The following is a 21,144-nucleotide window of genomic DNA, read 5'->3' as shown; positions in this document are numbered from 1 at the left end:
TTACATGGGGCTTCGGCAGTACGTGATTTCTAATAAAAAACTCTATTTTTGGGGTTCAATCACGTTTCACACAAAATAGAGCCACTTGAAATTCGCCGCCATTGATATCGGTTCCAACGGAGCCAGAATGCAGATTTCGTCGGTACTGCACGATGAGGAAAACATTCGGTTCAAGAAGGTAGAATACGTACGCTTTCCGCTCCGGCTTGGACACGATGTGTTCACCGAAGGCCAGATTTCTTCGTTCAGCGAAGACCGCATGATGAAACTTATGCTCGCCTACCAGCTTCTGATGGAACTGCACGAAATAGATGATTATATGGCCTGCGCCACTTCCGCCATGCGGGAAGCCGAAAACGGCCTGGAAGTACGGGGACGAATTGAACAACGAACCGGTATTCATATTCAGATAATTGACGGGCAACGGGAGGCTGAACTGGTAAATAATGTGGTGGTTCAGTCGCTGGGAGAAGGGCAGTACCTGCACATTGATGTAGGCGGAGGTAGTACCGAGCTAAACGTCTATTCGGATAAAAAGAAGATTAAAGCCAAATCGTTTAAGCTGGGATCGGTGCGGTTGCTGGAGGGCACCGAATCGAAAGGGTCCTGGAAAAAAATGAAGGAATGGATTGAGGAGCATGTAGACACCCAACAGCCGGTAAAGGCCGTAGGTACGGGCGGCAACATCAACAAGTTGTTTGACCTTTCTTCCAAACTGACCGAAAGCTCCACCAGCCGGGCCGAAATTGAACGCATGCACCAGTATATCGGTGATTTTTCGCTGGAAGACCGTATTAACAAGCTACAACTCAACCCCGACCGGGCCGATGTCATACTACCGGCGGGCGATATATACCTGTCGGCCATGAAGTGGGCCGGAGCAGAGGTTATTTTTGTACCCGACGTGGGCCTGAAAGACGGAATGCTGCAGCTGCTTTACGAGCGTAGCTGCCGCCGTAAGAAGAAATAAGAATCTATAAAAAAGGCATTGAATCCGGGATTCAATGCCTTTTTCAGGTTTATTACCACACGTTCTCCAGATCCTTGGCGGTGTAGCGATGGTTACGCTCCGCAAATACTGACCTTTCGCTTTCTCGCCTCAGTGAAAGTGGATTTTGTTTTTTCTTGCCTATCCGTGATAGCACCGCGATAGGGAACAGGATGATAAAAAACACCACCGACAGGAGTATCCGTCCGTTGATAGCTCCCAATACTTCGGCAATTTTATACCATCCCTTCACGATCAGGTCGCCCACTACGGGAATAGCGATGCAAAGTACTCCGATCAGAACGGCGGCGTACAGTAGATAGATGCCCTCAAAAATAAAATACAGGACTAAAAGCCCCGTTACGATTACCAACTGGGCTTTGGCTTTGTCTGCTTCTGTCATTCTCTTGGTTTCAGGATTAGAAAATAGTATAGATGTATACCCGGAGCTACGGCTCCGGGTGGGTACTCTATTGGGTTACTTTTGTTAGAACAAGGTGTAAATAAACGGAGCTACTGCCGAACCACCACCAATCACAATCAGGATACCAATCAGCAACAACACAATAATTACCGGTGCCAACCACCACTTTTTGCGTTCCTTCATGAAGGAAAATAAGTCATTCAGAAAATCCATAGTTATAAATACAGTTTGATGTTAAGTCTTGTGTGGTAATAGAAATTAGCTGCTTATTGTTTCACATTTCTATTCTTTGTCATGGCTTCATAGACCCGCTGGGTCATCAGGGCGTTAACAGGCGGACCGGCGTGGCCGTCGTTTTTGCCTACTACCCGCTCCTTTTCAGGAATATTCTTTACTCCGTCGGTGAGGGTTACTACGTTGACGCCGTTGGCCCGCAGGTAATCTTCCACGGGTTTGGTGTACTGGGCGCTCTTGTCCAGTTGAAACAAAAACGGAACAAAAACCGCGTACATGTCGGCTCCGGTACTATCGCGGTAAGCCAGTATCTGCGACAAATCGCGCAGGTGGGCATTGAGTACGGTGGTATCGGTATAGGCCTGTTTTACAAAGTCTTCGAATGTACTAAACGAAGTATGGGGTAGTTGCCAGTATACAAAGTTCGGCAAATAAAATCGTTTTACTACCGTGGTCAGCGGGCCTTTCAGGTCGGCGTAGGGTTCGGCCCCGGAGAGCGAAAGCCCTTTTTCCCGCCCTACTTTCTCGACGTCATTGGGAAAGTACTGCAGGACAATAACGTCCGGCCTGACCGGGTACTTCTTCAGGCGCTGCGCTTCGTCGCGGGTGTCGGAGCCGGAAACGCCCAGGTTGTACACGTCGTACTGGTCGGGTCCCAGCTTTTGTTCCAGCTGATTTGAAAAGCGATCGTCAAGGCTTTCCAGTCCGTGTCCGGCCGCGAAAGAATCCCCGATAACCAGTACCTGGGTTTTGGTAGTATCCGAAGAAATTTCCTTGTCGCGGTACCCCTGCGCGTTGAGGGGCTTCCAGTACTTGGCCCACCAAATTTGGGAGGCTTTGGACAGTACCCCCTCGTGGCTCTGAGGTACGTACATGAACACAATTTCCAGAAAAATAAGAACCACGGCCAGCGGCACCACCAGCGTTACAATGTTAGCCAGTATTCCCTTTGCTTTGCTCTTTACCACACCGTAGTAAAATATACGCAGGATTTCGATAATGATCAGTAACCAGAATACGGTCTTGGCCAAACGAATGGAAAAGCTGTCACTCTGGGGGGCTCCGGGATATTCAAATTCAATCTGAAAACGTTCCGGATAAAAAAGGAATACAAACAGTACGCCCAAAAGGCCTATTCGTATCAGGCTTGTAACGATTTTGGAGGTCATTGTTTAGTCAAAGTCGCTGTTGGTTGGCTAACGGTGGTCGGATATACCCATTAGTACTTTTAATTAATCCAGCACAAACTCTTCCTGCCAGTTGTCTTTTTCCTGCCATTCGGGTTGCTGGCGCTTATCAAAAACGTAATTCCCCACAACCAGGTAATCCATTTCGGTGCGCATAAAGCAGCGGTAGGAATCATTGGGGGTGCATACAATAGGTTCCCCGCGTACGTTAAAGCTGGTATTAACAATAACTCCGTAACCCGTTAGTTCCTTGAACGAATCAATGAGCTGGTAGTACCTGGGATTAGTCTCCTTATGCACCGTCTGAATACGCGCGGAGTAGTCAATATGGGTAATCGAAGGCAGGTCCGAACGCAGGTAGTATAGCTTGTCGCGCACATCCATGGCGTCATAGTCGGGCGGCAGTGGCTTCCGCCGGCTTTCGGCAACCGGATGTACCAGTAGCATGTAGGGCGAAATACCGTCATAGTCAAAGTAGTCGGCGCAGTTCTCGGCAAGAACCGAAGGGGCAAACGGACGGAACGATTCCCGGTACTTGATTTTGAGGTTCAGCTTTTTCTGCATTTCGGCGTTGCGCGGGTCACCCAGGATACTTCGTCCGCCCAGCGCACGCGGGCCAAACTCCATCCGGCCCTGTACCCAGCCTACTACGTTGCCTTCGGCCAGCAAGCGGGCTACTTCGGTACTTAAGTCCTTGAAATTTTCGTAGTAGGTATAAACGGCTTTGTATTTTTTGGCCGTCAGTTCCACATCCAGATCCGAGAAGGTGGGTCCCAGGTAAGAACCCCGCATAGCGTCGGGTGCCCAGGAAACCTTGCGCTCCTGCCCGAAGTAGATATGGTAGGCAGCCTGGGCAGCGCCCAGAGCACCACCGGCGTCACCGGCAGCCGGCTGAATAAATATTTCTTTAAAGATATTTTCTTTCTGAAGTTTCCCGTTGGACACGCAGTTGAGGGCTACCCCGCCGGCCATACACAGGTAGTCGGCTCCGGTGAGGCGCTTGGCTTCGCGGGCCATCCGGACTATGGCCTCCTCGGTAACCCGCTGAATAGCGAGGCCCAGGTTACAATGTTCCGGATCGAGGCTGTCCTCGGGGTTTCTTTTCTTAAAGCCAAACAGTTGCTCCCACTTGTGCTCATTGACCATGGTAAGGCCGGTAGCGTAGTCGAAGTACTCCTGGTCGAGCCAGACCGAACCGTCTTCTTTGAGCTGAATCAGGTCTTTAAGAATAATGTCAACGTAGCGGTCTACATCCGGTGAGAGGGGGTTTCCGTAGGGGGCTAGTCCCATCAGTTTGTATTCGCCCGAGTTAACCCGGAAACCCAGAAAATAAGTAAAGGCCGAATACAGTAGGCCCAGCGAATGCGGAAAACGCAGTTCTTTCAGGATACTCAGGTCCTTGCCTTCGCCCAGACAAATAGAAGCCGTTGCCCATTCACCCACGCCATCTACCGTCAGGATAGCCGCTTTGTCGTAGGAAGAAGGATAGTAGGCGCTGGCCGCGTGCGACAGGTGGTGCTCCGGGAAGAGCATCTTCACCGGTTTTTTCTTATCATAACCCAGCTTAACGAGCTCTTCGTTGATCAGTCGCTTGAGGAACATTTTTTCCTTGATCCAAACCGGCATTGCGGTTATGAACGAGCGTATACCTTTGGGAGCAAAAGCGTAGTATGTTTCGAGTAAGCGCTCAAATTTGAGCAAGGGCTTATCGTAAAATACAATAGCATCAAGTTCATTGATATTTAATCCGCCGTACTCCAGACAGAATTTTACGGCGTTGGAGGGAAAGCCCGGATCGTGTTTTTTGCGGGTAAATCGTTCCTCCTGGGCTGCTGCCACGATTTCACCTTTATCAATAAGCGCTGCTGCGGAGTCGTGGTAGAATGCTGAGATTCCTAATATTTTCACAGTTAATAAGTTATTCTTTAGTTTAGTTAAAGTATAGATACCGGCTACCTTTATGTTACTGCAAGAAGAAAATTCTCAATCCAATCGCCGTTTCCATATCAGAAACAAATTTTACAAAACTATGTTTAATACACTTTTTTCGGCATGTGGCTTTTCAAAGGCTAATTTGTAATATATTGAGGTAGCACTTTCAAAAGTGTTGCTGCTGCTACTTCATGACCTTTGATATTCCAATGAGAATCATTCGGAATATAGGTTGGTGTATCTTTACTATTTGCAATAAACGTTGGTAACAGGTCAATTACCGGTATCTTCATTTCGCTTAGTTTCTGATGTAAGACTCTGTTTGGCTGGCTGTTATCCCAAATTTCCGGCCCCATTACCATATTGTCCATAACTTCTTTTCTAAGCTTTTCATTAACCTGCATTTCATCAGGCAGAAGTACTACTAAAAGCTTGATTCCTTTAGCTTTACAAAAGAAACTTATTCTTTTCAGGTAGTAGAGCGCATCAACGATATCTCGTTTAAAACGTAAATCATCTTTACGAAATATGTAACACCTCTCCGATTCTATACCCAAATATTTTTCTGGCTTGTAGGTACTACACGTATCACAATAGGAAGCCCCTTCTCCATACGTCGAAAAGCTGGTACCTTTTCCAATGCTTGACGTAAATTTATAAATATAATAGAGGGCTGAGGCCAAATAGAAGTAGGAATACATCTTCCGCTTTCGCGAACTTAAAGTACTCTCAACGATATCATTTCCAACAAAAACTGACACTATTGCCATATCGGGTTGCATTGGAAGTGCTTCATTAGCAAGTACTGCAAGGTAATCAGGGGGAGATGTACTGGCGATCCCCATATTGACGATTTCTATAGCGGGCTTCTTTATTCTACCATTAAGAGAATCTTCCAGGATCTTTAAATAATTATAGGAGTAAGGTACTACCCCAAAGGTAAAGGAATCGCCAATCCCCACAATCCGAAAAGTACCATCTTTCTTGAGGTTATATTCAATATCCTTGAACCCCTTAGAGTTTAACGGAAAGCCATAATTATCAGAGTGAGGCTTTCCACGATACTGATTATACGAATCATCGTGGAATACGCTTGAGGGATAAAAAAAATTAAATACTCTTAGGCTTACCTCTATAATACAGAGGTTTATAATTACCAGGATTATCCAGAAAAGAGCCCTTTTAGGCATTTTGTTCGATTTAAAGTACACAGAGTACTTGGTGGCAGAACAGTTCCATCTCCTTATTTATCAAACACTTACGCCCTAAATAAATATTAACTTGTACTTAACTCACCTACTATGCGACAGCAAAACTAAGAAGTATGGTGGCAAAATCAAATAATCGTGAAATTGTATAAATAGTAGAGCTATTGCACAATTCCGCAGTAAAACTAGTTCACGCCTTTGGTGAGGTTCTTGGTTATCTGACCTATTATGGATCAACATCCGGAAGCTAAATAATAGCTATGGAAATTAGCCGTAAGTACCCCAGGAAAATTTACCACTACGCTTTTTTCCGTATTTTGGCCGTATGACGACAGATTCAGAGCCATCCGGAGCCCTCTGGGAAAATACTGCCTATAAAGTTGGGCTCTTTGAAAATAAAGCGGCTGCTTCCATTCCTATCAGCTTTTCACAGGCCACCCCTGATTTTGTACCTTATCTTTACAACCGGGCAGACCACCTGCTCACCCAAACGGACGGGCCGATCTTTACTTTCTATCTGCTGGAGAAGTCTTCTCACCACCTTCTTGCTCTGTTGTCCCTTACGGTAGATGAAGAGAGGAGCGCTTGGTCGCCTCCGCGGGCGCCTTTTGGCGGCATCCAATGTTCAGCAGCGGCGCCTCCCGAGGCGGTGGCCTTCCTGCTGGACTGCCTGAAAATCTGGGCCCAAACCCATTCAATTACAACTCTTACGCTTAAAACGGCCCCGGCCATTTACCAGCCCCGGCAGCACGAGCTACTTCATCAGCTGTACGTAAAAACCGGGTTTACAGTTTTAAATCAGGTCCCGAATCACCATATTCCGGTTAGTTCGCAGGCGTTTTCCAACCTGCTTTCACCAGCCGAGCGCCGTCGGCTCCGCAAGTGCCAGCGGGCGGGACTGGTAGCGCGGCCCTGGTACCAACCCGACGCCGAAGCGGTATATAGGTTTGTGGAAACGAGCCGCTGCCAGCAGGGTTACGCGCTAACGCTGACGCTGGACAGACTTAGGATTCTGCTGCACCAGTTCCCGGACCATTTTTTGGTTTTTGCCGTCTACGACAGGGATACTATTGCCTCACTCACCGTGGCTGTGCGGGTGAGTCAGGAGGTACTGTATAATTTTTTGCCGGCTGATAACCTCAACTACCGTACCTACAGCCCTACCGTTTTGCTCAACGCAGCCTTGTACCAGTACTGCCAGGCCGGGCAAATGCAGGTACTGGACCTGGGTACCTCGCTGGACCATACCGGACAGCCCAAGCCCAGCCTCATGCGTTTTAAGGAGCGACTGGGGGGAATTGAGTCCCAAAAGATTACGTATCGGCTGGAGATAAGTTGATCAGATGCCCAGGCAGTTACCTTCCCGGTAAAATACACTGGTGCAGGAGTCGTGGCTGGTAATAGGTACCATACCCCGTATTTCGAGTTGACGAAATCCTTTTTCTTTTAATAAATCAATGGCTTCCTGGTAAAAAGTACGTTCGGAATTATCCAGGATAAGTACCCCGTCCGGTGTCAGGAACTCCACCCCCTGCTGCACACACTTCACCCGGCGGCGACCATCTACTATTATAATATGGTACTTTTTATTTTCCTCGGCTACCGCTCCCGCGTAGACCTCACCTTCGTCCAGCGACCGGTATAGTACCTGGGCGTTGGCGGGAAGTTGGGGAGCTACCTGCTTTACCCAGGCCGCATCGTGCTCGACGGCGGTAATATTTTTTACCCGCCGGGCGTACCAGCGGGTCGAAAAGCCGGAACCGTATTCAAATACCTCCAGGTGGGGCTTTAGCCGGGGCTCCAGGAAAAATATAAAGGAATAGTTGTACCAGGGCAGCGGTTGTCCCTGCGCATCCACCGATTGCTTGGTATGGTAGCTTCTGAACCAGCCGTAGTTCTTAAGCGCCCCTTCCAGAAAAAGCTGAACAATTCCCCCGAGACCGAGTGAGTTGAGCAACGCCCAAACCTGTAGTTTTATCTTTTTCAACGTAGTAGTTAATGTCAGACAAAAGTAGGTAGTTGCCCCGGATTACCGGAGCTTTTCCCGGATTATTGTAGCAATGCGCTCCGCGGCCCGGCCGTCCCAGAGGGGAGGTACCTGGCCTTTTTTTGAATTTCCCGCCAGAATGTCCCGTACCTGCGCCTCTACCGTTTCGGGATTAAGGTCCCTCAGCAGGTAGTTGGTACCCAATTCTACGGTTACGGGCCGCTCAGTACTATCGCGGAAGGTCAGGCAAGGTACCTGCAGGTAGGTGGTTTCCTCCTGAATCCCCCCCGAATCGGTTATGATAAGGGCGGCGTTTTCCATCAGGTGCAGGAACTCAAGGTACCCCTGGGGCTCCATCAACCGTACCTGCGGAATAGCTTCCAGCTCGGCCTTAAGACCCCATTTTTCCATGTTGCTCAGGGTACGCGGGTGAATTGGGAATAGTACCGTCTTGTGTTGCGCGGTATTGCGGGCTACCCGGACTATGCTCCGCAGGCCCTGCTCATGGTCTACGTTGGCCGGGCGGTGCATGGTCATAAGTACGTAGGAGGCGGGCGCTAAACCTGTTTCCTGCAACAGCGTCAGCTGCCGGGCCTTCTGCCGGTAGTGCACGAGGGAATCTATCATGACATTGCCCACAAAAAAGACTTTCCCATCCGGCACATTTTCCCGCTTCAGGTTGTCCAGCCCGGCCTGCTCCGTTACAAACAGGTAGTCGGAAATACTGTCGGTCAGGATTCGGTTGATTTCCTCGGGCATCCGGCGGTCGCCGCTTCGCAGCCCCGCCTCCACGTGCAGGACGGGTATACCTTCCTTTACGGCCACGAGAGCGCAGGCAATGGTCGAATTAACATCACCTACCACCAGCACCGCGTCGGGCTTTTCGGCGGCCAGGATCGGCTCAAACTCCAGCATAGTCCGGGCGGTCTGTTGGGTATGGGTACCTCCGCCTACGCCCAGAAAATAATGCGGCTGCGGGAGTTCCAACTGATTAAAAAACACCTCCGACATGCGGGCGTCGTAGTGTTGCCCGGTGTGGATAATTTTGGATTCAAGGTCGGGGTACTGCGAAAAAGCCCGGTGCAGGGGAGCTACCTTCATGAAGTTGGGCCGGGCTCCTACTATGTTCAAAATTTTCAAGGGTGCGTTTCGGTTGGGTGGTACCTGCAAATATAGACCGGATTTTTAAGTTGGCCCAGGACCGTGGACTTATAATCCGGCCAGGTACTTTCTACCCTACCGCTTTCAGTATATTCCCCGAAAGCATTCCTTTAAAAATGGCAGCCTTTCGGAGGTACCTTATGGTAAAAGCCCGGTAAGACGGCCTGCCTCACCTATTCCTGACTAATATTAATTAAAGTACTTTACGCATAAGTATGGTTTCAAAACTCCTCTTCGTCCTATTGTGGCTGCTGTCCGGATTACCCGCCCTGGCCCAGGTGGCTGTGGTTGAAGTAAGCGCCGGTCCGCACGACCGCCACGCTACGCCGGTGCAGTTCAAACCAGATAAGCCGCTATCGCCCGGTAAAAACTATTACCTGCTGAACACCGCCACCAAAAAACGGGTACCCGCGCAGGCCGTGGACAATGGTACTGTGTACTTTGTGTTGGACAATATGGCCGCCAACAGCAAGGGAACCTACCACCTGATGGCCGGTCAGGCGGGTGGAGGCACCGCCCGTCCTACGCTCGAGCAGCAGGCCGAAGGCGTACAGGTAAAGGTAGGTACCAAGCCCGTGTTCTTTTACCAGACCAAAGACGCGCTGCCGCCGAATACGGCCGAGCACTACCGCCGCAGTGGCTTTATTCATCCCCTTTACAGCCCCGACCGGCAGGTACTTACCGATGATTTTCCGGTGGGGCACACGCACCAGCACGCGTTGTTTGCGGCCTGGGTAAAAACTACCTTTAAAAACACCTCCGTAGATTTCTGGAACCAGCACCTCAAGACAGGAAATATTGAACACCTAAAGGTACTTGACGTGCAGCAGGGACCGGTAGTTGCCCGTTTGAAAACCGAATTGCGCTATAAAAGCCTCCAGTTCGGGGAGGTACTGCGGGAGGTGTGGACGGTAACGGTGTATCCGTTTACGGACTATTTTTTGTTTGACATTGAGCAGGAACAAACCAATACCAGCCAGGATACGCTGCACATTGATAAATATACCTACGGGGGAGTGGCTTACCGGGGCAGCCGCGAGTGGAACCGGACCGACTCGGTACACTTTACCAACCGCTGGCAGATACTGACCGACCAGAACAAGACCCTGACTGATGCCAACCATACCCACGCCCGCTGGGTGGACGCTACGGGCGTGGTAAATGGGCAGAAAACCGGCCTTACCGTATTTGGATTTCCTTCCAACCTCCGTTACCCGCAGGCCATACGGGTACACCCCGACATGCCCTACTGGTGCTACTCACCGATGGTAGACGGGGCTTTTTACATAGCGCCCGGAGGTACTTACCAAACCCGGAACCGGTACTATGTACATAAGGGTGAGGCAGATAAAAATCTCATTCAGCAAATTCAGAATAGCCTCACTGAGCCCGTAGCGGTACGAGTTGTGAGTAAGTAGTGGCGCTGACTCGTGCGCTTTTTGATTTTAAAAAGTTGGCCTAATGGTCAACTTATTTGTTTAAAGGTATATACCTTATTTGAGTGTTCACTGCGCCGGGCCAATGTGGATAAAATGACCGTTTAATAAAAAAATATTATACTTTATTGTTTATTGCCACAAAGGCCTAGTTTTGAACCACTATTAAAAATAAAAGTTCTACTGCTCCCTATTTTTGTAAAAAACCACACTATATGGCCTTTGGCGCTCCCCCCCGATTTACGCAGGAAATACATAGTATCGAGCTGCCCGCTGAACACTTTTTGACCCTCGCCATTGAGGCCATTCAGCTGCTCGATTGGTACGTAGGCTATAAAAGCGAATCGGGCCTGATGGCTTTCACGAATGCATCACTGGCTACGTGGAGTGAAGAGGTTACGCTGTTGATCGAAGGAAAAACCATTCGGCTCGTGAGCGAATGTACCGGTAGCCAACTGGCCGACTGGGGAAAAAATAAAAAGAATCTTGCCCGGCTGCTCCAGAAAGTGGAAGAGCTCAGGGCCGCACTCAGCCCGGAAGCGGTGGCGCTGCGCTACGAAGCACTGAAACCTACCCTGATTCCCGCGCAGGAGTGCGTGCTTCACCAGCCAACTCCTTCCTTTCAGGAAACCCTCACCGGCCTTTTTCCATTCCTGAAAGCCACCGGAATATAACCCTTTGCTGCCTTACTCGCCCCTGAAAGATAGTACTCCCAGCCCCAAGAACCGACCGGGCGTACGGAGAACTGTTGCGTAGCCGATTAGGCTAACTTCTACTTTTTAGCTTACTTCGTCCCCTATTTTACTACGAGCGAGCGTTTCAATGGGGATCATCATCCGGCAGGGGTTCAAGAGTTCAATAGTTACGTACGTTGGCGTGCTGATTGGTACGTTCAACGTACTGATCCTGTACAATCGTTTTCTGAGTCAGGAACAGCTGGGCCTGTACGCTTCGACCCTGCTCACTTTTCCCGTTATATATATGTCCTTGTCGCTGCTGGGGGTACCTTCGGTGGCGGTCCGCTTTCACAGTCAGTTTCAGGACGATGCCGCCCGGCGGCAGTTGTTCACCTTCCTGCTCGTTGCGCCGCTGGCGGGACTGACGGCTTTTGTGCTGCTGTACCTGCTCTTTAAACCCCTCTACCTCGACTTTTACCTCGACCACTCGCCCCTGCTGGTAAAGTACTACTATGTGTTTATTCCGCTGACGGTGGGGATGGTGTACCTGCAGGTACTGGAAGCTTACTCGCGCATCAGTCTGCGCATTGCGGTACCGTCGCTCATCCGGGAAGTAGGTCTTCGGCTGTTCAACAGCGCCATTGTACTTCTGTTCGGCTTTAACTACCTCACCTTCGACCAGATGGTGGCCATGACGGTCCTGAGTTACGTCCTGGCCATCCAGTTTATGCTGTACTACCTCTACCGGCAGGGGCGCCTCTACACCCGGCTTGATTTTGGGTTTGTGCGTCACCCGGCTTTTAAGGAAATGTACCGCTACGGACTGTGGGTCTTGCTGGGAGGGGCCAGCGCGGCTCTGCTCCCCCACATTGAGAAGGTACTATTGCCGGGTTTTGAGGGTGGTTTGGGCAATACTGCTATTTTTGACATTGCTTCTCGCATCGCGCTGGTTATCGCAATTCCACGCAACAGCATTGTCATGATCAGCGCCCCCATTATTTCGGAAGCCTACCAGCGCAACGACCTGAAACATATCGAAACTATTTATAAAAAATCATCCCTGAACCTGTTTATTATCGGGTCGTTTCTACTGCTGGGAATCTGGGGGAATATCGACTCTATTTTTACCCTGATACCCAAATCGGAGATTTATGCCCAGGGAAAATGGGTAGTACTGCTCATTGGACTGGGGCGGGTGGTGGATATGATGACGGGCCTGAATACCGAGATTCTGGTTAATTCAAAGTACTACCGCTACGACATTGTATTCATGATCCTTTTCACGGCCCTGCTGCTGGTCAGTAACCTGTTCCTGATTCCGCGCTACGGCTTCAATGGGGCCGCGGCGGCGGCCTTTTTGTCGGTCTTAATTTATAATATACTCAAGCTGCTGTTTATTCAGCAGAAAATGCACATCCAGCCGTTTACGGTAGGTACCCTGAAGGTAGTAGTGCTGATTGGGGTAACCTACCTGCTCCTGCAGCTGATTCCGGCTCCGGCAACGCGGGAGCTGGTACCGGTGCTGCTTGATATAGTAGTGCGTTCGGTGGTCATCACCCTGCTTTTTGGGGGAGGTATCCTGGCCTGGAACGTTTCGGAAGATATGAGCAGGACGCTGCGAAATGTGAAGGAATTGGCCCTGAGCACTTTACAAAAAAATAAGTCATGAGCCATTTGCCTGACCTGGCCCCCATCGTCGTATTTTGCTACAACCGTCCGTGGCACCTGCAGCAGACCATCGAGGCCCTGCGGCAAAATCCACTGGCGAAGCAGAGCCAACTGATTGTGTATTCGGATGGACCGCGGCGGGAAGAAGACCAGGTACCCGTCCGGGAAGTAAGAGCCTACCTGGCTACGGTGCAAGGTTTTAAAGGAACTAAAATAGTACTGTCTGAGAATAACCGGGGGTTGGCTACTTCAGTCATTGAAGGGGTAAGTGAGGTGCTGGAGCAGTACGACCGGGTTATAGTGCTGGAAGATGACATGGTATGTACCACCGATTTCCTGGACTACATGAATAGAGCCCTACGTACCTACTACCACCGGCCGGACATATTCTCGGTGACCGGCTACACGCCCCCTATCCAGCTCCCGCCCCACTACCCCCACGACCTGTACCTGGCTCCCCGCGCCAGCTCCTGGGGCTGGGGTACCTGGCGCGACCGCTGGCAACAAGCTGACTGGCAGGTGGGGGATTTTGAAAAACTAGTCAAAGATAAATCGCTGCGGCAACGCCTGACCCGGGGCGGTGAAGACCTCTGGCCCATGCTCGTGAAGCAGCAGCGCGGGGTTATTGACTCCTGGGCGGTGCGCTGGACGTGGAGCCAGGCCCGCCGGCAGGCGTACGGCCTGTACCCCCGCCACTCCAAAATCCGGAATATCGGTACCGACGGCAGCGGCACTAACTTTACCTTTAGTACCTCCGCCTACGGTGAGGTACTTGCCGAAGGCGAGGTCCGGCACACGGCCGATTTACAGCCCGACCCCTCGGTTATCGAAGCATTTCAACGGTACTACCGGTTGCCGTGGAAGGTAAAACTCAAGAATTTACTGAAATACGGCCTGTCAATTTTTTTCCTTTACAATCTAATTTAAAGTACTTCCATCGCGTATGTTCTGGCTACGTCAATTACTCAAGGAACCCTACCACGCCCTGCGTACCGCGCGCGACCGCGAGTTTATGCGCCTGCTCTGGAGCTATGGGGACCGCCACCGGCACCAGCTGACGGAAGTTAGTTTTGGTCAGTATCGGTTAAAAGTACCTGACACCATGTCGTTCCTGTTTCAGCACAAGGAGATATTCGCCGATGAGTACTACCTGTTTACGACGGAGCAGCCGCAGCCCGTTATTCTCGACTGTGGTGCTAATATTGGCATGAGTGTACTGTACTTCAAAGAGTTATACCCCCAAGCCCGCATTACCGCTTTTGAAGCCGAAGCCGGCATAGCCTCCCTACTACGCGGCAACCTGCAGACCAACGGGATTCGGGATGTGCAGGTAGTAGATAAAGCAGTATGGATCAATGAAGAGGGTGTCTGGTTTGGCAGCGAGGCCGCGGATTCGTCTTCTATTTTTTCGGATTCAAACCAGCGCCGCCTGGTACCTTCGGTCCGGCTGCGCGACTACCTGCGGGCACAGGAACGGATTGATTTCCTGAAAATAGACATCGAAGGGGCCGAAATAGAAGTTTTGGAAGACTGCCGCGACAGCCTGGGGCACGTCCGGAACCTGTTTGTGGAGTTCCATTCGTACCTGGGGCATCCGCAATCGCTGGCCAGTGTGGTCAAGGTATTTGAAGAAAATGGCTTTCGCTACTACCTCGACACCAACCAGCACCGAAAGCGTCCCTTTGTAACCCACCAGTACCGCGGCAACGACGCCATGGACCTTCAGCTGAATATTTTTGGGTACCGTTCCTAAATTAACTTCGGCTGGCGTACGGGTTGGGCGGAAATAGGTGTAGCGTAAAGCCTTCCCGCGCCAGTTGCTGCCGCACATGTTCAGAAGGCGTATTCTTGAAAATAACCGCGCAAAGTACCTGCGAAGGCATGAGCGAAAACCGGGTCAGGACATTATGAAAGGCCAGCTTCCGCTTTATTTTCCGGAAAGCCGGTGAAGAATCGTCCGCTTTCTCACTGGCGATGGACGGGTGGTAGTAGTTGTTATTGATGCCCTTGAACGCAACGGCCGGCAGGCCAATGCCATTGGCGAGCTTGTCCATTTCGCGTTCTGAAAGTTTAAAAACATAATTTCCAACCTCTTCGAACGAATAACGGTTTTTCCAGAATTTCTGGAGCAGGCCCGGGTCCCAGCGGTCCAGCAGATTCCGCATGGCCAGCAGCAGCGGCATGCGGGCTATGGGGTCATGGGGCTCCACCAGTATAACCGCCTCCCGCGCCACCCTGATCATTTCGTACACCGCCAGGTAAGGCCGGGGAAAGTGGTGATATGATTCTTTACAGAATACATAATCGAAGCTGTTGTCGGCGAAGCTGAGGCTTTCGGCGTTTTCAATTGAATACTTATCCAACACCCCGTAGGATCTGGAAAGCGGCAGGAAGGTACCTGCAATATCCGTAGCCGTTACGTCCAGACCTTTGGTAAAAAAGTAGTTGGCATCAAAGCCGTAGCCGTCGCCAATGGTCAGCCAGCTTTTTTGCTCCTGAGTAAAAGGAGTAGTTAGTGCCAGCTGCCGCTGATGAATCCAGTCATTGATGGTATGCTCGCTTCGCTCCCTGATCCATTTTTCAATGGCCAGGCGCTGCGCTTCCTGCGTAGCGTATTGCACATCGTACCAGCCCGAGTGAGCCTCGTGGCTCTTTTTTTCTACCGTCATAAAGACTAATTCTTAAATAGCTGGTGCAAGTATAGCACCATCCTTTTCTATTTCAAATCCCGTCAATTGTCCCAACTACTTTTACAACCAGAATCATTCCCTTACTTTGCAGCATGATTCTCCACCTGAATACATCCCAATGGGAAGGCGGTGCGGGCGTAGCGGCCTCCCGGCTCAACCGTGCTCTCCAAAAAAACGGCGTGGATTCTCATCTGTTGGTTCATCGTATCCAAAAGCCGGAACCCGGAGTAACCGCTTACGCCCAGGGCTTTTGGGGAGACAAACGCTTCTGGGCCCGCTTTGTGGCCGAAAGATTGTCCTTCCTGCCGTATGAAAAAGACAAAAGCGTCCGGTTTGCTTTTTCACCGGCCACGGTAGGGGTACCCATTGAGAAACACCCGCTGGTACGGCAGGCCAGTATTATACATCTCCACTGGATAAATTTTGGATTTATATCGCTGGCCGGACTGGACCGCCTTTTCAGGCTGGGCAAACCCGTGGTCTGGACCCTGCACGATATGTGGGCCTTTACGGGGGGCTGCCATTACAGCCGGGGCTGCGACCATTTTATGTCACACTGCCAGTACTGTCCTTACCTGGCCCGGCCCCATTCACGCGATATTTCCTTTTCCGGGTTTGAGAAAAAAAAAGAGCTGTTTGCTCACGCGCCCGTCACATTTGTAACACCGAGCCGGTGGCTGTGCCAGCTTACGCAGGAAGCCGCCCTGACCCGGCATTTGCCCGCCCGCACTATTCCCAATCCCCTTGATACTTCCGTATTTGCTCCCCGGCCCAAAGCGGAAGTACGTACCAGAGCCGGTTTACCTCCGGACAAGAAACTGGTCCTTTTTACGGGTGCCAATACGCAGGACCCGCGCAAGGGGTTTCTATTCTTCAAGGAAGCCATCAACGCCTTAAGTGTACACCATCAGGATATTGAAGTACTTGTTTTTGGTAAGTCACAGGCCGGTGCCTATCAGGAAATTGCCGTACCCGTTCATGACCTGGGCACGCTTTCCAGCCAGGAACAGATTGTAGAAGCCTACGCTGCCGCCGATGTACTGGTCGTTTCTTCGCTGGAGGATAACCTGCCCAATACGGTGATGGAAGCCATGGCCTGCGCAACGCCCGTAGTGGGCTTTGCCAACGGAGGCATTCCCGAAATGATTGACCACCAGCACAACGGCTACCTGGCTGACTACCGCTCCGCCGCTTCCCTGACCGAGGGAATCGATTGGGTACTGGCCCACAATCAGGCGGGGCAGCTATCAGCCAATGCCCGGCAGAAGGTACTGGACACCTACGCTGAGAAGGTCGTGGCGGAGCAGTACTCCCAACTCTACCAGTCGCTCCTGTAAGCTATGCCGCTGCTCACCATTATTACCATTACCTACAACGCCGAAAGGTACCTGGAGCGCACCCTGCGGAGCGTACAGAAAGCCCTGGTACGTATAAATGACCCTGGTTTGGTGGAGTACTGGATTATTGACGGAGCCTCTAAAGATAACACACTCGCCCTGGCCCATAAGTACCGGGAGGTACTTTCGCTCCGTATTCAGTCGGAGCCGGACCGGGGGCTGTACGATGCCATGAACAAAGGACTTGAAGCCGCCACGGGCAAGTACCTATGGTTTCTGAACGCGGGCGACGAAGTACACGACGAGGAGGTACTACAGAAATTGCTGGCGGCCCTGGAAAGCAAAGCCGATGTGTACTATAGTGATGCGCTGTTTGTCCGGGACGATGGCAGCCCCGTCGGACTGCGCAGCCAGGTAACCCCCCATACCCTGCCCACCCGGCTGAGCTGGCGCGATATGGCGCTGGGCATGAAGGTATCCCACCAGGCTTTTATTCCCAAAAGAGAACTGGCCCCCCGCTACGACATCACCAACCTCAGCGCCGATATTGAATGGGAAATTATGTGTCTCAAAAAGGCCCGTACCATCCAGTACCTCGAGCTGGTCCTGTGTAGGTACCTGACCGGCGGGCTTTCGGTCCAGCGCCACCGGCGCTCACTGCTTGACCGGTTTACGGTACTTCGTCGGCACTTCGGCCTGCTGCCTACTCTCTGGAACCACGTCCGGATTAGCTGGCGCGGCATGCTTTTTGCTCGGAAACGGAGCAGGTACTGGTCACCCTAGTCAAATAGTGATAGCCAGGGGACAGATTTGTTTAATTCCAACCTGATATACTATATTAGCCGCTGTCTTTTTTCTTACTATCCACTCCCCGTCTTTAAGAAGCAATAAATGGAATAATATCAATAGGATATTATTCCATTTATTGTTATTCAAATTTTTTACCGGAACAGCTTTGCGTTTTTTCCATTACGGACTCTTATTGATATATTTGTCACCTTAACTATTAAATTAATAACAGATTTTAAACCAAATGCCCATTTCTATCTAACCATTCATCACAACCCAACCTACTTTATGAGAAAAAACAGTCTACTAGCTCTTTTGACCCTACTCCTGACCTGGACAATTTCCCTTGCCCAGGACATCCGGGTTACGGGTACAGTAACCTCGGCAGAAGATGGTTCTGCCCTACCCGGTGTAAGTGTTCAGGTAAAAGGTACTACGCGTGGTACGCAAACTGACGCCTCTGGTGCTTATTCCATTAATGTACCTTCTGCTAATTCCATCCTGGTATTCAGCTTCGTGGGTATGACCCCCCGGGAAGAGACCGTTGGCGGCCGGAGTGTTGTAAATGTGCAGCTCGCCGCCGATACCCGCGCTCTTAATGAAGTGGTGGTAACGGGTTTTGGTACCCAGTCCAGACGTAACCTGACCGGAAACATCGCCAAGATTGACGGAAGTGATATTCAGGGAGTGCCCGTTACTACTTTCGAGCAGGCCCTGCAAGGCCGTGCCGCCGGGGTACAGATCACCTCCCTTAACGGTAAACTAGGGCAGGGTATCCAAATGCGCATCCGGGGGTCTTCGTCGGTAACGGCCAGTAACGAACCCCTGTACGTCATTGACGGTATCCCCATCACTTCCAGCAACCAGGGTACCAGTTCTGCTCCCCAAAACCCCCTGGCCGATATCAACTTTAATGATATTGAGTCCATCGAAATCCTGAAAGATGCTTCGGCTGCGGCTATTTACGGTGCCCGCGCTTCCAACGGGGTAGTACTGCTTACTACCAAAAAAGGAAAAACCGGCAAAACCCGCTTTAACCTCGGCTACCAGTTGGGTAGCAGCGAACCTACCCGTCGCCGGGAGTGGCTGAATACGGCCGAATACGTGGAGCTGTTCTCCGAGGCTGTACAAAATGAAATAAACAGAGGAAATTTGCCTGCCAGCTACCTAACCGGAAGTACCTACAGTCGGTTTACGCGCTACGCTGCCGGTGAACGCGCTAACTGGGAGCAAGGACTTGTTGACACAGACTGGGAAGCTCAGGCCTTTCAGAAAGCGCCCATGGGCCAGTTGGACCTGAGTGCCAGCGGAGGCGACGCCAAAACCCGTTTCTTCGTGTCGGGCCAGTACCTCGACCAGAAAGGAATCCTGATCAAAAACTCGTTTAAGCGCCTGAGTGGCCGGGTAAACCTGGACCATAAAGCCAACGATAATCTTTTGTTAGGAGTTAATTTGAACGTATCTCGCTCGTTAAACGGACGCCTGTCCAACGACAACGCTTTCTCAACTCCGATGCAAATCGTGGCCTTGCCACCCATCACGCCGGTTATTGACCCGCGAACCAATGAGCTTAGTGGTAACTATACCCTGTACTTCAACCCACTGTTAAACCGCGACTTCTCCAACAACGTGTCTACTTCGTACCGTACGCTGGGTAACCTGTACGGGGAGTACAAATTTAACAACTGGCTGAAGTTCCGGACTGAGTGGGGTGCTGACTTGTATACCCTCAACGAAGACCAATATTTTGGTAGAGAAACCGCCCGCAATACAGGTGCGCCCAACGGTCTGGGCTATAGCTCTTTTGCTCAGGTGACCAACTACACCACCAACAACTTCTTCTCGATGGGTACTACCTTTGCGGAAGTACACGATGTGGATGCCGTCGTGGGTATGTCGTTCCAGCGTTCCGATGCCACTTACAATTCAGTGGAAGGGCGTGAGTTTCCTTCCAATGCGTATCAGCGGATTACTTCCGCTGCTCGTATTACCTCCGGTAGCTCTACGGGAAGTAATTTCAGTTTCCTTTCTTACTTTGCTCGCGCCAACTACCGCTTTGCCAACAAGTACCTGCTGTCGCTGAGCGGACGGTTAGATGGTTCGTCGCGCTTTGGCGAGAACAATCGCTATGGTTTCTTCCCGGCGGCTTCGGCGGGCTGGATTATCAGCGACGAAGCCTTTATGCAGGGGGTACCTTCTCTGAGCCTTCTGAAGCTCCGCGCCAGCTATGGTCTGACGGGTAATGCCGAGATTACCAGCGTTAGCCCTGCAGGAGTTACGTTCCTTAATAACTTTGCTGCAAGAGGCTTATACTCCGGTGGTTCGGGTTATGCGGGTGTACCGGGCCAGAGTCCTTCTCAGATCGAAAACCCTGACCTGCGTTGGGAACAAACGGCTCAAACAGACATAGGACTGGACTTCGGCTTTTTCGGGGGTCGCCTGTCCGGTGAAATTGACTACTACACCAAGAATACCCGTGACCTGCTCCTGAACGTAAACGTGCCGGGTACATCCGGCTTCCGTACCCAGCTCCGAAATGTAGGACGCCTCGAGAATAAAGGCTGGGAATTTGTGCTGAATACGCAGAACACAACCGGAGATTTCCAGTGGAATACTTCCCTGAACCTGTCGGGCAACCGGAACAAAATTCTGGACCTGGATGGTCAGATTATTACCGGCGGCTACAACAACCGGGCCATGGAAGGACAGCCCATCGGTGCGTTCTTTGATATTGAGTACGCTGGTGTAGATCCTAACAATGGTGATGCCCTCTACTATCTTAACAGCGAGCGCCCCGACGGAAGCCGTGACCGCACCACTACCAACGATCCTAATGCGGCTGAGCGGGTTATTATCGGAAACCCCAACCCTACCCTGATTGGTGGTTTGACCAACAACTTCTCCTACAAAGGTTTTGAGCTGAACGTGCTGTTTCAGGGACAAGGTGGCAACCAGATCTACAACGCGGGCGGTAAGTTCCAGTCGGCCAACGGTGACTTCTTTGATAACCAGACCCGCGACCAGCTGAACCGCTGGCGCCAGCCGGGCGACATCACCGATATACCGCAGGCCCGTCTGTTCGGTGCTAATGGTACGGCGGAATCGTCGCGTTACCTACAGAATGGTGACTTTGTTCGTCTGAAAACACTTACACTGGCTTACACTTTGCCGACCGCTATCTCAAGCCGGGCCAAACTGGAGCGCGTGCGCCTGTACGTAACCGGCCAGAACCTGCTGACGTTTACCAACTACACCGGCTGGGATCCGGAAGTGAATGCTGACTTCCTGGCAGGTAACATTGGCCTAGGTACCGACTTTTACTCCGCTCCGCAGGCCAGAACCATCATAGTGGGTATTAACCTGGGTTTCTGATATAAGGCGTAACCTGTTGTAAGCTTCTTCCAAAAGACTTTAACTATTTTCTCT

The 21,144-nt window shown here is 51.1% G+C and carries 18 protein-coding genes; 10 read left to right on the top strand and 8 right to left on the bottom strand.

The genetic code is table 11. The features are described 5' to 3' along the window. Nucleotides 1-85 precede the first annotated feature (85 nt). Nucleotides 86-970, top strand: coding sequence for a phosphatase (locus VGN67_RS07010; protein WP_327486082.1), 885 nt, complete (start codon nucleotides 86-88; stop codon nucleotides 968-970). Between the two features lie 52 nt (nucleotides 971-1,022). On the opposite strand, the gene VGN67_RS07005 is transcribed toward VGN67_RS07010, so the two are convergent. From VGN67_RS07005 to VGN67_RS06985, 5 genes are all read right to left on the bottom strand, one after another. Beyond that, entirely contained in the window at nucleotides 1,023-1,391 is a 369-nt protein-coding gene (locus VGN67_RS07005; protein WP_327486081.1) for a hypothetical protein, read from the bottom strand. An 84-nt stretch (nucleotides 1,392-1,475) separates the two neighbouring features. Next, nucleotides 1,476-1,625, bottom strand: coding sequence for a DUF5989 family protein (locus VGN67_RS07000; RefSeq protein WP_327486080.1), 150 nt, complete (start codon nucleotides 1,623-1,625; stop codon nucleotides 1,476-1,478). A 53-nt stretch (nucleotides 1,626-1,678) separates the two neighbouring features. Further along, entirely contained in the window at nucleotides 1,679-2,815 is a 1,137-nt protein-coding gene (locus VGN67_RS06995; protein WP_327486079.1) for an SGNH/GDSL hydrolase family protein, read from the bottom strand. 63 nt (nucleotides 2,816-2,878) lie between these two features. Then, on the bottom strand, nucleotides 2,879-4,741 hold the full coding sequence (locus VGN67_RS06990; RefSeq protein ID WP_327486078.1) for a carbamoyltransferase: 1,863 nt from the start codon (nucleotides 4,739-4,741) through the stop codon (nucleotides 2,879-2,881). A 161-nt stretch (nucleotides 4,742-4,902) separates the two neighbouring features. Then, nucleotides 4,903-5,955: an SGNH/GDSL hydrolase family protein gene (locus tag VGN67_RS06985; RefSeq protein ID WP_327486077.1), complete on the bottom strand. Its 1,053-nt coding sequence runs from the start codon at nucleotides 5,953-5,955 to the stop codon at nucleotides 4,903-4,905. A gap of 343 nt (nucleotides 5,956-6,298) precedes the next feature. On the opposite strand from VGN67_RS06985, the gene VGN67_RS06980 reads away from it, so the two are divergent. After that, nucleotides 6,299-7,312 (top strand): GNAT family N-acetyltransferase, encoded by a 1,014-nt coding sequence (locus tag VGN67_RS06980; protein ID WP_327486076.1) that lies wholly within the window; start codon nucleotides 6,299-6,301, stop codon nucleotides 7,310-7,312. Here the strand turns inward: VGN67_RS06980 and VGN67_RS06975 are convergent, their stop codons facing one another. Together VGN67_RS06975 and wecB are read right to left on the bottom strand one after the other, a co-directional pair. Further along, nucleotides 7,313-7,960, bottom strand: a complete 648-nt coding sequence (locus VGN67_RS06975; protein ID WP_327486075.1) for an FkbM family methyltransferase — start codon at nucleotides 7,958-7,960, stop codon at nucleotides 7,313-7,315. A gap of 42 nt (nucleotides 7,961-8,002) precedes the next feature. Continuing rightward, nucleotides 8,003-9,100 (bottom strand): non-hydrolyzing UDP-N-acetylglucosamine 2-epimerase, encoded by a 1,098-nt coding sequence (gene wecB, locus VGN67_RS06970; RefSeq protein ID WP_327486074.1) that lies wholly within the window; start codon nucleotides 9,098-9,100, stop codon nucleotides 8,003-8,005. Nucleotides 9,101-9,336: 236 nt separating this feature from the next. Between wecB and VGN67_RS06965 the strand changes: the two genes are divergently transcribed. The 5 genes from VGN67_RS06965 to VGN67_RS06945 all read left to right on the top strand — a co-directional run bounded on the left by VGN67_RS06965 (nucleotide 9,337) and on the right by VGN67_RS06945 (nucleotide 14,655). Next, a complete protein-coding gene (locus tag VGN67_RS06965; protein ID WP_327486073.1) occupies nucleotides 9,337-10,539 on the top strand; it encodes a PmoA family protein in 1,203 nt (400 codons plus the stop codon). A 233-nt stretch (nucleotides 10,540-10,772) separates the two neighbouring features. Continuing rightward, nucleotides 10,773-11,231, top strand: coding sequence for a hypothetical protein (locus tag VGN67_RS06960; RefSeq protein WP_327486072.1), 459 nt, complete (start codon nucleotides 10,773-10,775; stop codon nucleotides 11,229-11,231). A 148-nt stretch (nucleotides 11,232-11,379) separates the two neighbouring features. Next, entirely contained in the window at nucleotides 11,380-12,903 is a 1,524-nt protein-coding gene (locus tag VGN67_RS06955; RefSeq protein WP_327486071.1) for a lipopolysaccharide biosynthesis protein, read from the top strand. Then, complete coding sequence (locus tag VGN67_RS06950) at nucleotides 12,900-13,829, top strand: glycosyltransferase (RefSeq protein WP_327486070.1); 930 nt, start codon at nucleotides 12,900-12,902, stop codon at nucleotides 13,827-13,829. Before VGN67_RS06955 ends, VGN67_RS06950 begins: the two co-directional genes overlap by 4 nt. Nucleotides 13,830-13,845: 16 nt before the next feature. Then, nucleotides 13,846-14,655 (top strand): FkbM family methyltransferase, encoded by an 810-nt coding sequence (locus VGN67_RS06945; RefSeq protein WP_327486069.1) that lies wholly within the window; start codon nucleotides 13,846-13,848, stop codon nucleotides 14,653-14,655. A 1-nt stretch (nucleotide 14,656) separates the two neighbouring features. On the opposite strand, the gene VGN67_RS06940 is transcribed toward VGN67_RS06945, so the two are convergent. Then, nucleotides 14,657-15,571, bottom strand: coding sequence for a class I SAM-dependent methyltransferase (locus VGN67_RS06940; protein ID WP_327486068.1), 915 nt, complete (start codon nucleotides 15,569-15,571; stop codon nucleotides 14,657-14,659). 113 nt (nucleotides 15,572-15,684) lie between these two features. On the opposite strand from VGN67_RS06940, the gene VGN67_RS06935 reads away from it, so the two are divergent. From VGN67_RS06935 to VGN67_RS06925, 3 genes are all read left to right on the top strand, one after another. Further along, nucleotides 15,685-16,929, top strand: a complete 1,245-nt coding sequence (locus VGN67_RS06935) for a glycosyltransferase family 4 protein (RefSeq protein WP_327486067.1) — start codon at nucleotides 15,685-15,687, stop codon at nucleotides 16,927-16,929. A 3-nt stretch (nucleotides 16,930-16,932) separates the two neighbouring features. After that, a complete protein-coding gene (locus tag VGN67_RS06930) occupies nucleotides 16,933-17,712 on the top strand; it encodes a glycosyltransferase family 2 protein (RefSeq protein ID WP_327486066.1) in 780 nt (259 codons plus the stop codon). Nucleotides 17,713-18,006: 294 nt separating this feature from the next. Further along, the gene (locus tag VGN67_RS06925) at nucleotides 18,007-21,090 is read left to right on the top strand and encodes a TonB-dependent receptor (RefSeq protein ID WP_327486065.1); all 3,084 of its coding nucleotides are present in this window, start codon (nucleotides 18,007-18,009) and stop codon (nucleotides 21,088-21,090) included. Nucleotides 21,091-21,144: the final 54 nt, after the last annotated feature.

Origin of the sequence: Telluribacter sp. (genome assembly GCF_035998675.1) — a bacterium.
GTDB lineage: Bacteria > Bacteroidota > Bacteroidia > Cytophagales > Spirosomataceae > Telluribacter.
Note: the sequence above shows the minus strand (reverse complement) of the source record. Positions and strands in the feature narration are given on the sequence as shown.